Origin of the sequence: Colwellia sp. 12G3 (assembly GCF_002836775.1) — a bacterium.
Lineage (GTDB): Bacteria > Pseudomonadota > Gammaproteobacteria > Enterobacterales > Alteromonadaceae > Colwellia.
In genome coordinates this window covers 66,265-81,273 of the sequence record NZ_PJAQ01000006.1, presented here as the reverse complement: position 1 = coordinate 81,273, position 15,009 = coordinate 66,265, and the positions used below count along the sequence as shown (strand labels likewise).

Here is a 15,009-nt window from a genome sequence, read left to right as displayed (position 1 = left end):
TTGCTCAAGCAGATATAAATGTTAATAACACGATTAGCCTTTGCCCTTGCCTTTGCCACCACCGGTACTTTTCAAACTGAGAGTAACCGTAGCACTGGCGGTTTTTTCCCCATCACTGATGGTATAGCTGAAGCTATCACTACTCTTAAAGCTCTTTGCCGGCGTATATAATAATTGCCCATCGGCAGTAATTTGTACACTACCCTTAGCCCCTTGAGTTACGGTGCTGATAGTTAAACTATCATTTTCTGCATCCCAGTCATTGGCCAATACAGGGATGATAATCACTTCTTTCGATGTCATTATTACGCTATCGTTCACTGCGACAGGTGCCGTATTAATTTTGACGGGTGTCGAAATCTCATAGCTCACTATATCAGTGTTGCTATAACGACTGTCCGCTGAATTTTCGGCATGAATGGTAATGTTATAACTACCATCAGTAGCATTGCTGTTTGAAGTTACGCTTAAAGTAACTGTAGTACTCGCGCCCGGTGTCAAATTAACACTTGGGGTGCTGGCACTCCAGCCAGCAGGCACATCGGCAAATACGGCAACGTTTGCTGCGGTGCACTCGGCGCTATCAAGGTTAGTCACGGTAGCGCTGTAATTAACTGTGCTACCCGCAATCACAGTTCCACCTAGTCCAGACAATGAAATGATAGGATTGGCAGCAACACAAACGGGGGGCGGCGTTGTTACATGGTAACTGGCCACTGCGCTGCTACTATAGCTGGTGTTCGCACTGTCTTGGGCATTTATCGAAAAGTCATATGCACCATCACTGGCGCTAGTGGCCGACGTTACATTAAGGTTAACGGTGGCACTACTGCCTGAGGTCAAAACAACATTACTAGCGCTAGCACCCCAGCCAGTCGGAACATTGGCGACAATATTAAAATCTGCGACCGCGCAACTTTCATTATTTTGATTGGTTACCGTGGCAGTATAGGTCACAGTGCTACCGGCGGTTACTTCGCCGCCTTGGCTGTTAATTAATGATAACAGCGGGTTAGCAACGACACAGACCGGAGCTGGCGTAGCCACCACATAACTGACGACAGCACTGGTATTATAATTATTGTCACTGCTGTTTTGCGCGTTAATCGTAATATCGTAAAACCCATCAACAGCCGTGCTGGCCGAGGTGACATCGATGGGCACAGCGCCGCTGGCACTCGGAGCAAGGTTAAGGGAGTTACTGCTCGCAACCCAACCAGCAGGTAGGCTAGCTGCGACGCTGAAGTCTGAACTTGCACAAGCAGCACTGTCCAGATTGGTTACTGTTGCACTATAGGCTAGTGTAGTGCCTGGTGCGACCCAAGCACTTTCATTAGGAGACAGTGATAAATTAGGATTACCTTTAACACAGCTCTGCGCTGAATAAATGACGTTGACACTAACACCGTTACTATCTGCCCATTCTGTAGTGATCGTTACCCCTGCTTCAATATCGTTGTAGCTTACTCCCAGCAGCAATGCAGCTTTATCTAGATCACTCAGGCCGCTATTCGGGATCATATCCAATAACAAATTGCTCTGAATATCTTTCTCAGTTGCAAGGTGTAGCACAACGCCATCGGTGATCCCTGTTTTTCCTTCAAGAAAACTATCAAAGCCTAAGGCCTGACGATATTCTATGTAATACCATACTGGCTGTCCTGTTGTGGTATCGGTACCACGACGTACTTTGAGTCCCTTCGCCACCCCATCAAATGTGGTTTCATAGGCGGACAGCATATAGCTACCATCCACATCGGCAATCACTATGCTACCCAAATCAGAGGTTAGCCAACCAAGTTGTTCCTTATTAAAAGCGTTAGAATGGCCGGTTGACTTGCCCATAATATCCAAATTATCACCATAGGCTGCCGATGCGCAGTTGTCACCTATAATATCAGCGCCACAATCAAGATCTTTTGCATGATGCAAACCAAAATTATGCCCAAGTTCATGGCCAATAGTAAGTAGATTGAATTCACCATTAATCCATGCTCTAGAAGGAGTACCACCAACGGTGCCTTGACCTCGCCACCCACAGTCATTATTTTTAGGGAATAAGTAAACTAATCGCATATAGCTACTTACATCAATACCATTATCAGTTGCAGCTTGTTGCGCATAGTCATCAATAGTTCCGAAATCACATGTTGCATTAATCGGTAACGTTAAATAGCCTTCCACATCGCCACTTAGCCAAGTTTGACCATAGGAGTTTTCTTGATAAAAACCATTGACGGTACCAAACACCATGTCTTGAACTTGTGCAACTGTCCACGGCTGCTCGTTAGCATTATCCTGAAAATTAACCAGCAGCACTAAGGTGTGTTGTTCACCAAGCGTGTTAGGCAATGTAGCCTGAGTTGTACTTGCTGTACTGGTCGTGCTTGTCGTAGTGGTGCTGCTGTCTAGGGCTAATACCAGTAAGCCATCTTGTTCATCGCTTACAGCAAGCGAATCAATTGTCTCACCGCCATGTTTAAATAACCAACCATGAACTTGCACTTTGGCACCACTTTGCAGTGCATTGGCTTTGGCATTTTTAGGCAAATTCAGCTCGACCCGACCGTTTTCGGTTTTGAGTACATGGTGCAAACGGCTTAGGCTGGGATCTTCATAATCTTCATAAAAAACTTCCAATTCACCTTTAAGCGCTTGCTTCTCTGTTAGCATGGCCAGCACTTCATCCGGCATGCCTTTACGCACTGATGCTGGCAGAATGGTGCGTACAGCTGCCGCCGGATCGGTTTGTATCAATTCGGCCAATAGCGCCTGACGCTCTTTTGCCAGTGCCAGCACTTGGGTCAGGAACTTGGCTTTATTTGACTTATCGGCACGGCGGTAATTGGCCATCAACTTGGCCAGCGCTAGAGTCTGATTTTGAGCACGCTGTCTTGGGTCTTCAGTCGCAGGACCTGCCGCTGTTGGAAATGACTCGGTCGTTTTATTGATTTCATAGATTAGATATTCTTGCCACGCTTTGTAGCCAATAAAAGCGAGTAATAAAACGATCACTCCAGTCAACACCATAAACTTTGGCGACATTATCTTGGTGGTGAGCTTTGCTGTGAAAATTTCCCGTAGTTTAAACATAATAAATCCCCTTACTACAATATTTATGGTGATTATCGCTAACTTTACAATCACCCAAGGGCCCATGCATATTCAATATAAAGGATTTACAATGAAAGTGTGACGCAGTTAATTTGACTTTTTTTGTAAATGGCTCTATTAGGGCGTTTGTGCTATTAATAATAGTCAATACTCGAGCTAATACAACGTCAAAAACGTTTGTCAAGCCAGATCAATGACAGCTCTGTTGTAGCAATAATAGAAAAGTGTTCGATACATTGTATAGGATACTGAAAAGGTTGAATTTGCTATTAGCTAACAGATTAATGGCTTCAATATCGACGATCAATGATGGGAAAATGCAAGTGTTTTAGGACATATATGGTGAAGGTAAAGTGATAAGCTCATTTACAGATTAATTTTACATTTTTTAATCAAGCGATAACAGGTGGTTCTGGAGATATTCAATTGCCGAGACGCGGCAGAGATATTATAGTTATTTTGTTTTATTGCATCGAGCAGAACTTCGGTGTTAATTTCTACTTGTTGATTGGCAACATCAGCTACGGGCTTGAAATTGCTCTTTGCATTGAGACCCAGTTCTTCTGTCGTTATTTGCTCTGCTTCGGCCATAATAACCGCTCTGAGTATTCGGTTTTTTAGTTCTCTGACATTACCCGGCCAGTCATATAAAAGCATCGACTGCAATGCTGATTCTGATAAATGCAGTTTGTGATCCGAGTGGCAGTATTGCTCAAGGTAATCACGCGCTATTAACTCAATATCTTCACGATATTTCCTAAGGCTAGGCACATGAATTCGCAATATATTGAGGCGATGATATAAATCTTCACGAAACTTGCCTTCGGCGACAGCATTTTCAAGATTGACATTTGAGGCCAGTATAATTCGACAGTCTATTTTTATGGGCTGATTACCGCCGACTCTTTGAATCGTGTAGTCATCGAGAAATTTCAACAAGTTTACTTGTAGCTCTAACGGTAGGTCGCCAATCTCATCGAGAAATAAGGTTCCTTTATCGGCCCGCTCAATATGCCCTATATATTGGCTTTGCGCACCGGTGAACGAACCTTTTTCATAACCAAAAAGCTCTGAGTGAATTAATGAAGCAGGCAAAGCGCCGCAATTAACTGTCACTAGTGGCTCCCCTTTGCGTTCCGATAAAAAGTGGATTAGTTGTGCACAAAGTCCTTTTCCAGTGCCTGTTTCTCCACTAATCAATATTGAACAGTCTGAGCGAGCCATTTTTTTTAATTTATACTTAAGGTCTTTAATTATCTTAGAGCGGCCGACCATAATATGATTTTGTGCGCTAGGTAATTGCACCTTATTAACGTTTTTATAAAGTTTTGTCATACCCCATGCATGGCCCAAAGTATGTGAAAACTGTATCCAGTCGACAGGACAATGGAAGTAATCTATGAAGTAAGTTGATAAATTTTTTGAATAAGCTGCCGATGTGACGGGGTATTGCAATGAGATAGCCAACCACTTTACATTTGGCGCAATATTTTGAATTTTACTCATGAAGTCAAAATTATTTTTTTGTTTATTTGATGAAATAAGTGCGATAGCGACGTTTATATTTTTTTGTTGAATAAGATGTATTGCAGCGGAAGTGGAAGAAGTCGTGATTGGTAGCCAGTTTTTTTCACGTAGCTTTGAATCTAATTCATTCAACTCATTATTAAAATCAAGGATCAAAACTGGTCGTTGAGTCACTAAGTTAGACTTTTTTGGTTTGATCATGCTTCTTCCCTCCTTAGTGGCTTCCATAATATAGTCTAGGATAAACTCATGAATATTTCAAAATCAATTCTCTCGTTGAACAGAATACAAAAAGCATGCTTTCATCTGCCCAATTAATAGTTATATGAGCAGTAAATTCAGTAGTGAACGCCTTAATATTGACCCTTTAACATTAAGGCGTTCAGTCAGTATGCTCAGCTCTTCAAAAGCAATATAACCAGTACGAAATGGTACAAGTTGTGGCAAAAGTGATGGTTCACTCTAACTCGTTATGGGGCGAAATCGCCTTAGACTTAATACTCTAATTTGTATGGTTATTTTGTCCGCTTTGGGGATTTAAGATCTAACGCCATGGAGAAGTTTTATTCATAATTTTAGTTGTGAATGGATGTGAGGTTTTATATAAAAGCGATAACTTTAGGATCCCTGAACTGCCGTTTTTTACTTAAAAGCTAATGTCAGCTTATGGCTAGTTGAAGAAGTCACTAATGATCACTCGCTCAATGTTAACAAAGATACGATAGCGGACGTTCTCCACAGATGTAAACATGGATTGTTTGGACTATAAATATTACCAATTAATCGAAAGTCTGACTGGCAAAAATGCCACCAGAGCGGTCGTTGACATATTGTCATACTGAATAGTGCTATAAAAGGAGGTGAATTAGAAAGGCATATGCTCATTCTATACGCTAAACGGATATTAAGAGCGGCTACAATCAACTTAGAAACTAGTATTTTATAATACAATTAGCCATATTTTTCTATGGCATAGTAACCATCGAAAGCAATCATTTAACTTTACTTTGAATCCACCTATAACATTCAATTTTTAGGGGATTGTGGAAATAGAAATTCCTGATAATAAAATTTAATAAAATCCTCACGATCAGATAGGTTACTTGACCACGAGAGTAACGCATCAAGGTAGGCTTTTGTGTTTTTTTCTTTCTTTAACGCAATATTAATAGCCGAAATAGCACGGTATCCCCATTCTGTTTTGCTACAACCTACACTACTTTCTATATAAGAAGGTATGCCATTTATTTTAAGCAATACATAGTCATCCGACTTAAGTAACTTAGATTTAAATGCGTAGGCTGCTGTGCTTGGGTAATCAATCAAGAAATCAAAGCGATTGAGTGCTAACATTTTATATAGCTGTGAATTTGATTGAGAAGAGCGTGAAAGTACATTTTCTAAATTCTTGTTAAGAATATTATCTAGCATATTTCCATAGGATCGCCCCTGAATGACAATGGTAGATAAGTTATGCTTCTGCAATAATTCAGCTAAATCCAAGGGACTAGTTAACTTAAAATGTTGAGCCTTTTTTTTAGATATAAGTACATGTAAACCTCGATGCATCAAAGCGTTATCAGAGTACAATATATACTTTTCACGTTCTGGCGTTTTATAGAGGCCCAAAACACAAGCATTTTCTTTCAGTCTTAACTGGTGTAAAAATCGGCCAACGGTAACTTGTTCTGTATTATGATGATATTGAGTTAATGTTTTAATTAAAATTTCTTGTGTTAAATTAATGAAGCCTTGGTTTTTAAATTTTCCTTCAAATATATAGGCAGGCGGTTGATTATACGCGTACCAAGTCATTTGCTCTTTAGCCGTACATAAAAAAGAAAAAAACACAAAAACAACAAAGAGTATTAATTTCATATAAACCTTAAAGATCATTTGATAAAAAATAAATTTAAAATTCTAGTAGTTGATTGATACCAACGTATTCAAGCGCAGAGGTATAGTCATAATAAATAGTAAGCATACGATATGTGACATTTAAGGTGTTACTTAATATAGCAACTGACTATGCCAATTCTTCTGAGATCTCGAGTGCTTCTTGATAAAGTTCAGGGCTTTTTTCTTGAAAATGTTTCACTCTGTCTAGGGCTTGCGGAAGATTGTGGTTTGCAGCATTAATTAACCAAGCTAAGCCTAACGGATGATCTTCTACTGTTCCTTCACCTAAGAAAAAAGAGCGACCCATAGCGCCCATAGCTTTTATGTGACCTTGTTTTGCTGCTTGTTCAAATAATAAAAAAGCCTGTTCACTATCACCATTTTTCCTTTGCAAAATCGCTTGTTCAAATAAGAGGTCATCTTCTTTAAAAGAAGCTTTGCTGTTAGTTGTGTTAGTACTTTTACTTGTTTTAACGGAAACAGGTGCATCTTCGGTATTAATTATCGGTGTTTGTACGCTATCGTTATCTTCACTTATTACAGGTTCAGAGATTAATTCGTCGGACTGAATACTTATAAAATTGTCATCAGAAAAAATATCTTTGATATCTCTGCGTTTTTCTTCAAGAAGACGAACCATTACAGCATCATAACGACCGCTTAATTGCTCTATGGTTGTTTGTTGTTTAGTTATTTGTTGACGATAGTATTCTACGTCATTTTTCAGCTGCTCAATTTGATTGTCTTGTATCGATGAATGGTTTAATTGTGCTTGGTTTAAGCTAGATATAAGCGCTTGGTTAGCTTGATCGAGTCGGGTTTGTTGTTTTTCAGTATATTGTTCAAAACGGCTAAGTTCTACTTGAATATTTTCTTCATTATTTCTTTTTTTACTCTTAAACCAGCTAAACATTATATTTGGTACCTTATGATTATCTGCAAGCAAAATTTATGCTCTGTTTATTCTTGTACTTTAACAATAATAATTGCTCATTAATAAATCAACCTATTAAAATAAATTGTTCGGTGTTAATTCCGTATATTGATTAATTTATTTAAATTATGCTGGATATTTGCACTATTAAGAGACGAATAGGCTCAATTACAATTCAGATTTAATAAGTGAACTATAGGACATTTTTAAAAACAGATATGATGGCTTTGCGCAAACATTTGAACAATTTGAAGATGCTAAATAATCACAAAATTGTTAATAATTTTTTTGATTATTACTGTGTTACTATTCTGTGAGTTTTCACAGGTACGACATTATACATTAATCTAGATTGAGCAAAATTAGCTCAATAAATTATCTACGTTATTGCGCTTAAATCTGGCTAAAGGCTATACCGACAAAGTGATTGTGATTCCGGTTGTCGAGGGTTAAAATCCCTTTAGCCACCTCATTTTTCCCTTCTCCCTGAAGTAGAAAATAAAAAGTTATAAAATGTCGGTGATTAGCGCACTTGGTTTGGGTCCAAGGGGTCGCAAGTTCGAATCTTGCATCACCGACCACTTTTTAAATCTTCCCCCTGAAAAAAAACACACAATAAATTTCCACATCATAAACTTCTCCTGTGCATATTCTGTGAGTATTTAGGGCTAATTACGTCTAATTAGTTACACGACTATCCAACTTCCAACTCATATTCTCAACATCGACAGAAACTGATTCACTTTGCCTATTTAGGGGATTTACTGTCTAGTTCCTATGCTTTTTACTATTAAGTAAAACTACAATCAGTAATAGAAACGTCAGGTAAGATACTTAGTTGCCATTATTTTCTTGTGATTTGTGAAGTTTTTTATAATTTTCTCACTACTTTTGATGCAAGAACTTTAATTCTATTTACCAATCTAGCTACGGCCCAGAAAATACGATTCAAGAATTCTCATAAGTTGTGAATATCCACATACAATTGTGGGTTGTCACAAATAACGAAAAATAAATCACGGGATGAGCAAATCACCCTGTGGATACCTACATTTATGTAGAGTAGGGAAATTAATGTAGGTATCCTACAACTTGAGTAATAATATGAAACTAACCCCCATCAATCTATTCGCCTTTATCATCTGATTTTATTTTTACTGATAAATAAGATAAGAATTAAAGCCATCGAGTTTGTAGTGATGTACTAGAAAACTTTAATTATTCTGCTAGTTTTAGTAGTGAGTGGGTATTTCAAATAAAGAAATGGTTGTATGAGAGCACTATATAGATTTATTTTTAAGCATACGATAGCGGTATTATTCATAATATTTACCGCAGGCTTAACTATTACTATTATTCACTTAAAAGAACTTGCAGACGAACAAGTAAAAGAGACCGCGATACAAAGCGCCCGTGCTTTTACCAAAGTGTTAAGTGAATTTCGTTCATTATATACTTCAGAAGTTGTCCTAACGGCACAAAAGAATGGTTTGGTTATTAGCCATGACTATAAAGAAAAGTTAAATGCTATACCATTGCCTGCTACGTTAACAATACTAGTTGCTGACCGTTTACATACTAAAAAATTAGGTATAGAAAGCAAATTATATAGCCCATTTCCTTTTCCATGGCGATCAGTTACTGGTGGCCTTAGTGATGAATTCTCTCAAGATGCATGGCAAGCATTACAAAAAAATGCGGAACGACCTTACTTCAGGGTAGAGGTTATTGGAAAAAGTAAATTTCTACGTTTTGCCTCAGCTGATTTAATGAAAAATGATTGTGTTCATTGCCATAACCATCATCCTAGCACGCCCAAAAATGATTGGAAGGTAGGTGATTTACGTGGCATTCTTGAAGTTATTGTACCAATTGAAGCTTCTACTCTTCTTGCTAATAACATGGTATCTCGGACAGCCTATCTTTTGATATGCACTTTACTCATTAGCTTACTCTGTATTGCTTTTGTTTTACAAGGTTTACGCAGAAGTCATAAACAGTCTGCAAGGGTTAATGAAATTTTGAGTTTGGAAGTTTCTCATCGTAAAAACATGCAAGAGGAATTATTAAAACTTGCGACTATTGATCCTTTAACCGGTATTGCTAATCGAAGACAGTTTACACAGTTTTATGATACTCAATGGTTAAGCGCCATACGAAACCAAAAACATATATCAATCATAATGATTGATATTGATTATTTTAAACCCTATAACGATAACTACGGGCATCAGCTTGGAGATGAAACCTTACAAGCCATCGCAAAGGTCATTAGCGAGAGCCTATCGCGACCTAATGATTTAGTGGCAAGGTACGGCGGAGAAGAATTTATCTTATTATTACCTGACACGGATAGGCAAGGTGCTTTGCATATAGGAGAAGAGTTACTTGCTCGAATTAAAGCCAAGCGTATTCCTCATGCATTTTCTAGTGCGAGTAATATCATAACGGTAAGTGCAGGTGTTGCATGTGTAATACCCAACCAAACACTCAATCAAGCGAGTTTGATTAAAAATGCTGATGACGCTATGTATTTGGCAAAAGATGCAGGGCGTGATTGTATAAAATCATACATAGAATAACGATTACCACTTTATTTTCCGCTTAAGATCGACAACGATGATTGGAATTTATAATAAGTCTGTACAAAAAACTGCCGTCTAATAGTTAGACGGCAGTTGTCATTACTTACTTAAGTGCTCGGCGTGAAAGCGCAGATGCTCTTCAATAAATGCTGAGATAAAATAGTAGCTGTGGTCATAACCATCATGCAGGCGAAGATCTAATGGATAGTTGCTGGCTTTTGCTGCCACTTCTAAAGATTCAGGTTTTAACTGCTCAGTTAGAAAGTCATCAGCTAGACCTTGGTCAACTTTCGCTGGAACAAGCACGGTTGCTTGTCGCATTAACTCACTTGCATCATGATTAAGCCAAGTTGCTTTGTCTTTACCTAGGTAAGCGCTAAAAGCCTTTTTACCCCAAGGCGCATTCACAGGATTACAAATTGGGCTAAACGCCGACATTGAGCTATAGCGTTCAGGATTTAACATGGCAATAGTCAATGCGCCATGTCCGCCCATCGAATGTCCGCTAATGGCGCGTTTATCTGATACCGGGAACGTCGCTTCAATTATCTGCGGCAATTCATTAACCACGTAATCGTACATGTGGAAATGACGATTCCAAGGGGCTTGCGTAGCATTCACATAAAAGCCTGCACCTTGACCTAAATCATAACCGTCATCATTAGCGACCTCTTCACCTCTAGGGCTAGTATCAGGTGCAACAATGGCAATACCTAACTCGGCAGCCATACGCAGTGCGCCTGCTTTTTGCATAAAATTTTCATCGGTGCAGGTAAGGCCTGAAAGCCAATACAATACCGGAACTTTTTCTCCAGTTGATACGTGTGGAGGCAAGTAAATAGCAAAGCGCATAGCGCAATTTAACGTTGTGGATTGGTGGCTATATTGCTTATGCCAGCCACCAAAACTTTTGTTCATGCTTACATTTTCAATTAAAGGAGCAATTGTCATGGTAAAACCTCAAGATGTTACCCCTGTTCATTTATGGTATGAAAGGGGTAACGGACTACTTATTACGATGGAATAGTGTTATTGATTGAAATGGATGCTATTTATCGAAGTGAATAACAGAACGAATACTTTCGCCTTTATGCATCAATTCAAATGCTTCATTAACATCTTCAAGCCCCATGGTATGGGTAATAAAGTCACTTAATTTGAATTCACCCGCTAAATAACGTTCAACATAATCAGGCAACTCAGTACGACCTTTAACACCACCAAATGCTGAACCTCTCCATACACGACCAGTCACTAGTTGGAACGGACGGGTTGATATTTCTTGTCCTGCACCAGCAACACCAATAATAATTGATTCGCCCCAGCCTTTATGACAACACTCTAACGCGGAACGCATTAGGTTTACGTTGCCAATACATTCAAAAGAATAATCAACACCGCCATCAGTCATCTCAACAATCACATCTTGAATCGGCTTGTCGTAGTCTTTCGGGTTGATAAAGTCAGTAGCACCTAATTTTTTGGCTAATTCAAATTTACTTTCGTTGATATCAATAGCAATAATACGGCTTGCTTTTGCCATGGTTGCACCGATAACTGCAGATAAACCAATACCGCCAAGACCAAAAATAGCAACGGTGGCACCTTCTTCAACTTTTGCTGTATTCATTACAGCGCCCATACCCGTGGTAACACCACAACCGAGTAGGCATACCTCTTCTAACGGTGCGTCTTTATTTACTTTCGCTAGCGAAATTTCTGGTAATACCGTGTACTCAGAAAATGTTGAACAGCCCATGTAATGGAAAATTGGCTGACCGTCTTTATAGAAACGGGTAGTGCCATCTGGCATTAAGCCTTTACCTTGAGTTTCACGAATTTTCTGACAAAGGTTAGTTTTACCTGACAAACAAAATTTACACTCTCCACACTCTGGAGTGTATAAAGGAATAACATGATCGCCCACTTGTACACTGGTAACGCCTTCACCAATTTGTTCGACAATACCGCCACCTTCATGACCTAAGATAACCGGAAAAATTCCTTCTGGATCGTCGCCTGATAAGGTGAATGCATCGGTATGACATACGCCTGAGGCAATAACTTTAACTAAAACTTCACCTTTACGCGGTAACATTACATCGACTTCTTCGATTGATAATGGCTGATTAGGTCCCCAAGCAATGGCGGCTTTTGATTTAATAAATTTATCTGACATATTCATTCTCACTTTCAATTGATAGATATTTTATGGGTTTATAGCGCAGACAACCATGCTACATTTTAGCCTAGTCTACGTTATTTATTTAAACATGATAATACGTCTAATACGTAATTCACTTTTACTGCTTGGTAATAATCGTAATTGAATTATTACCAGTAAATTCATTTGGTTATGATTTTTTAAACGATTATACGTTAAGTCATTCACGTTAATGGTTATGCCCTTGAGAAAGGTTAATGGTGGCAATTCCTATTGCAACCAATCCCATGCCAAGCCATGTGGTTAAATCAAGGTGCTGGCGGTAAATAACGGCAGACAATAAAGTCACAGTAATAATAGCTAGTCCTGCCCAAAGTGCATGGACGATACCAATAGGCATGCCTTTCATTGCTTGTCCTAAAAACATGAATGCGGCTAAATGCCCGAGTAATACTAAAGCGCTTGCTAGGGGTTTAGTAAAACCATCAGTTTCTTTTAATGCTACATGAGACATTGCTTCTGCAGCGACACCTAAAAAAAGGAATAACCAACTCATATTTACTTCCTATACTGTTATGCAAACTATTGCTGCCTGCCAATGCTGAGTGAGTCATACATGGCTTGACTTACTCGCAGCGCGTTTTCTTGATGGATGCTATTATATTTGTTTCTAAATAAATGATAATATACTGATTTGGAAAATCACTTGTACATATAGGTAATAATCATGCAGTGGGATGGTATTAGCGAATTTGTTTACGTTGCTGAAAATGAGAGCTTTACCTTAGCCTCAAAAAAAATGGCGATTTCAACAGCCCAAGTCAGTCGTCAGGTAAGTGCGCTAGAAAAACGGCTTAATATCAAATTATTTTATCGTACCACACGCAAAGTCTCCTTAACGGAAGAGGGGCGTGTTTTTTATCAACACTGTCGCAGCGTGCTCGATGGTCTGGATGCGGCAGAGCGTGCAATTACGAATTTACAATCTAAACCTCAAGGCAAAATTAAGTTAACAGCCCCTGTCGCTTACGGTGAGAAGCAAATATTACCCTTAGTAAATAATTTCATAAAGCAATATAGCGATGTTGAAGTATCCGCTTACTTAAGTAATCGACAGGTTGACATAGTGGAAGATGGTTATGATTTAGCTATTCGTCTTGGTAAGTTAAGTGACTCTACCATGATGGCAAAAAAGCTCGGTAAAAGAGCAAACTATGTTTGTGCATCGCCAGATTATCTAAACAAGCATGGTATACCCCATTCAATATCAGAGCTTAATAAGCACAGTTGTTTGTTGGGCACGTTAGACTATTGGCACTTTAGGGAGTCAGGCCGAGAAAAAAGTCTCCGCGTAACGGGTAGGTTGCGATACAACAATGGCTACAGTTTGACCGATGCGGCTCTGAAAGGCTTAGGTATAGTGCAATTACCTGATTATTATGTAGAGCAATATATACAAAGTGGTGACCTGGTGACGGTATTAGATAATTATCGTGCGCCTGATGAAGGTATATGGGCAGTTTATCCTCAAAATCGCCATTTATCGCCCAAAATAAGACTACTTGTGGACTATTTGGCTGAACAGTTACTTTAATCTGAGAGGGTTTTCCGTGCTGGTTGAAAAAAATCTTTCAACCAGCATAAGTCTTTAATGGATTATTGATGAGGATAATTTATTGTTTTTTGCCACAATCAGGGCAAAAATTTGCAGATTCAGGTGTGTTACACCCACAACCTGTACAATATTGACGTTTTTTAACCTGCTCGGTACCACAATCAGGACAAAATTTAACACCTGCAGCTAATGTTTTCTGACATGAACAACACGTACTGGTGTCGTTTGTATGCAACGGTTTAGTGGCTTTGCCACTGTCCATCATATCAGCATTCATATTCATCATTTGATTGCCAATACCCATACCAACTCCCATACCTACGCCGGCGCCAGCAACATTACCTTCAGATTCATTGGATGCCGCTTTTTCGGCAACATCGAAAGTTTTCACGGTATTGTAATCTTCACCATAAAGATCAAACTCGGCTTTTTTAGCTAACATTTCTTTTAATCTGACCACACTATCATCGTCTTGTGGCACATTGATTGAGCTTAAATAAAAGTTAACAATTTCAATACCAAAACGGTTAAATTCAGCACTAATATCATGTTTCAATGCTGCTGACATTTCATTAAGTTGGCTGCTTATCGTTAAAATAGAAACTCCGTCGTTAATAATTTTAGCGGAAATGAAGTCTTTAATACGACTCATTAAATGGCCACGAAAATAATCGCAAACTTGCTGAGCATCAAATTCATCAACGGTGCCAACTAGCTCTGCAACGAACTTTTTAGCATCAATGATTTTCATACCAAATTGGCCGAAAGCTCTCACGGGTACTAGCACTTTATAAACAGGGTCTAAAACAGGTATCGGCTCTTGCGTACCCCATTTCATATCTAAGTTTACTGCTTTATTAACAAAGTATATTTCGGCGGCAAAAGGGGTTTGATTACCAAAGGGAATATTGACGATATGTTCAAGCAGCGGAATATTCGCAGACTTTAAGGTATGGCGACCAGGCTCTAATACGTCTAGCGCTTTACCATCTTTGTAAAATACCGCTTGTTGAGCTTGATTAACAATAACTTGAGTGCCCCAAACTAAGCCATCATGAGGCCAACGCCAAGCAAAAACATCACTGGGACCATCGTATTTTACGCGATCAATTATATCCATAGGTACTCCGAGTATTTATCACTGTTGAGTTAACTTATACCAATTCTTCTA

10 protein-coding genes and 1 tRNA gene are annotated in these 15,009 nt (G+C 38.9%); 3 read left to right on the top strand and 8 right to left on the bottom strand.

All coding sequences use genetic code 11. From position 1 onward, the window contains the following. Positions 1-33: 33 nt before the first annotated feature. The 4 genes from CXF71_RS02070 to CXF71_RS02055 all read right to left on the bottom strand — a co-directional run bounded on the left by CXF71_RS02070 (position 34) and on the right by CXF71_RS02055 (position 7,453). Positions 34-3,093 carry an Ig-like domain-containing protein gene (locus tag CXF71_RS02070; protein ID WP_232771343.1) on the bottom strand — a complete coding sequence of 1,020 codons (3,060 nt, stop codon included), beginning with the start codon at positions 3,091-3,093 and terminating at the stop codon, positions 34-36. A gap of 387 nt (positions 3,094-3,480) precedes the next feature. Continuing rightward, positions 3,481-4,842, bottom strand: coding sequence for a sigma-54 interaction domain-containing protein (locus CXF71_RS02065; protein WP_101231340.1), 1,362 nt, complete (start codon positions 4,840-4,842; stop codon positions 3,481-3,483). 825 nt (positions 4,843-5,667) lie between these two features. Then, positions 5,668-6,519, bottom strand: a complete 852-nt coding sequence (locus CXF71_RS02060; protein ID WP_157826680.1) for a TIGR02285 family protein — start codon at positions 6,517-6,519, stop codon at positions 5,668-5,670. Between the two features lie 148 nt (positions 6,520-6,667). Beyond that, the gene (locus CXF71_RS02055; RefSeq protein WP_101231338.1) at positions 6,668-7,453 is read right to left on the bottom strand and encodes a tetratricopeptide repeat protein; all 786 of its coding nucleotides are present in this window, start codon (positions 7,451-7,453) and stop codon (positions 6,668-6,670) included. Between the two features lie 538 nt (positions 7,454-7,991). Between CXF71_RS02055 and CXF71_RS02050 the strand changes: the two genes are divergently transcribed. Continuing rightward, positions 7,992-8,055, top strand: a tRNA-Pro gene (locus CXF71_RS02050). Positions 8,056-8,745: 690 nt separating this feature from the next. Beyond that, on the top strand, positions 8,746-10,056 hold the full coding sequence (locus tag CXF71_RS02045; protein ID WP_101231337.1) for a diguanylate cyclase: 1,311 nt from the start codon (positions 8,746-8,748) through the stop codon (positions 10,054-10,056). A gap of 102 nt (positions 10,057-10,158) precedes the next feature. On the opposite strand, the gene fghA is transcribed toward CXF71_RS02045, so the two are convergent. The 3 genes from fghA to CXF71_RS02030 all read right to left on the bottom strand — a co-directional run bounded on the left by fghA (position 10,159) and on the right by CXF71_RS02030 (position 12,779). Further along, positions 10,159-11,010, bottom strand: a complete 852-nt coding sequence (gene fghA, locus CXF71_RS02040) for an S-formylglutathione hydrolase (RefSeq protein ID WP_101231336.1) — start codon at positions 11,008-11,010, stop codon at positions 10,159-10,161. Positions 11,011-11,107: 97 nt separating this feature from the next. Continuing rightward, the gene (locus tag CXF71_RS02035) at positions 11,108-12,238 is read right to left on the bottom strand and encodes an S-(hydroxymethyl)glutathione dehydrogenase/class III alcohol dehydrogenase (RefSeq protein WP_101231335.1); all 1,131 of its coding nucleotides are present in this window, start codon (positions 12,236-12,238) and stop codon (positions 11,108-11,110) included. Positions 12,239-12,452: 214 nt separating this feature from the next. Then, entirely contained in the window at positions 12,453-12,779 is a 327-nt protein-coding gene (locus CXF71_RS02030) for a DMT family transporter (protein ID WP_101231334.1), read from the bottom strand. 171 nt (positions 12,780-12,950) lie between these two features. Here CXF71_RS02030 and CXF71_RS02025 point away from each other — a divergent pair, with 171 nt between their 5' ends. Beyond that, positions 12,951-13,817: a LysR family transcriptional regulator gene (locus CXF71_RS02025; protein ID WP_101231333.1), complete on the top strand. Its 867-nt coding sequence runs from the start codon at positions 12,951-12,953 to the stop codon at positions 13,815-13,817. A 79-nt stretch (positions 13,818-13,896) separates the two neighbouring features. Here CXF71_RS02025 and CXF71_RS02020 read toward each other — a convergent pair whose 3' ends face one another. Further along, positions 13,897-14,958, bottom strand: coding sequence for an SPFH domain-containing protein (locus CXF71_RS02020; RefSeq protein ID WP_101231332.1), 1,062 nt, complete (start codon positions 14,956-14,958; stop codon positions 13,897-13,899). Between the last annotated feature and the right edge of the window lie 51 nt (positions 14,959-15,009).

Coding starts and splice junctions, on each gene's coding strand:
- CXF71_RS02070 (WP_232771343.1), bottom strand. CDS start 3,093: ATGTTTAAACTACGGGAAATTTTCACAGCAAAGCTCACCACCAAGATA.
- CXF71_RS02065 (WP_101231340.1), bottom strand. CDS start 4,842: ATGATCAAACCAAAAAAGTCTAACTTAGTGACTCAACGACCAGTTTTG.
- CXF71_RS02060 (WP_157826680.1), bottom strand. CDS start 6,519: ATGAAATTAATACTCTTTGTTGTTTTTGTGTTTTTTTCTTTTTTATGT.
- CXF71_RS02055 (WP_101231338.1), bottom strand. CDS start 7,453: ATGTTTAGCTGGTTTAAGAGTAAAAAAAGAAATAATGAAGAAAATATT.
- CXF71_RS02045 (WP_101231337.1), top strand. CDS start 8,746: ATGAGAGCACTATATAGATTTATTTTTAAGCATACGATAGCGGTATTA.
- fghA (WP_101231336.1), bottom strand. CDS start 11,010: ATGACAATTGCTCCTTTAATTGAAAATGTAAGCATGAACAAAAGTTTT.
- CXF71_RS02035 (WP_101231335.1), bottom strand. CDS start 12,238: ATGTCAGATAAATTTATTAAATCAAAAGCCGCCATTGCTTGGGGACCT.
- CXF71_RS02030 (WP_101231334.1), bottom strand. CDS start 12,779: ATGAGTTGGTTATTCCTTTTTTTAGGTGTCGCTGCAGAAGCAATGTCT.
- CXF71_RS02025 (WP_101231333.1), top strand. CDS start 12,951: ATGCAGTGGGATGGTATTAGCGAATTTGTTTACGTTGCTGAAAATGAG.
- CXF71_RS02020 (WP_101231332.1), bottom strand. CDS start 14,958: ATGGATATAATTGATCGCGTAAAATACGATGGTCCCAGTGATGTTTTT.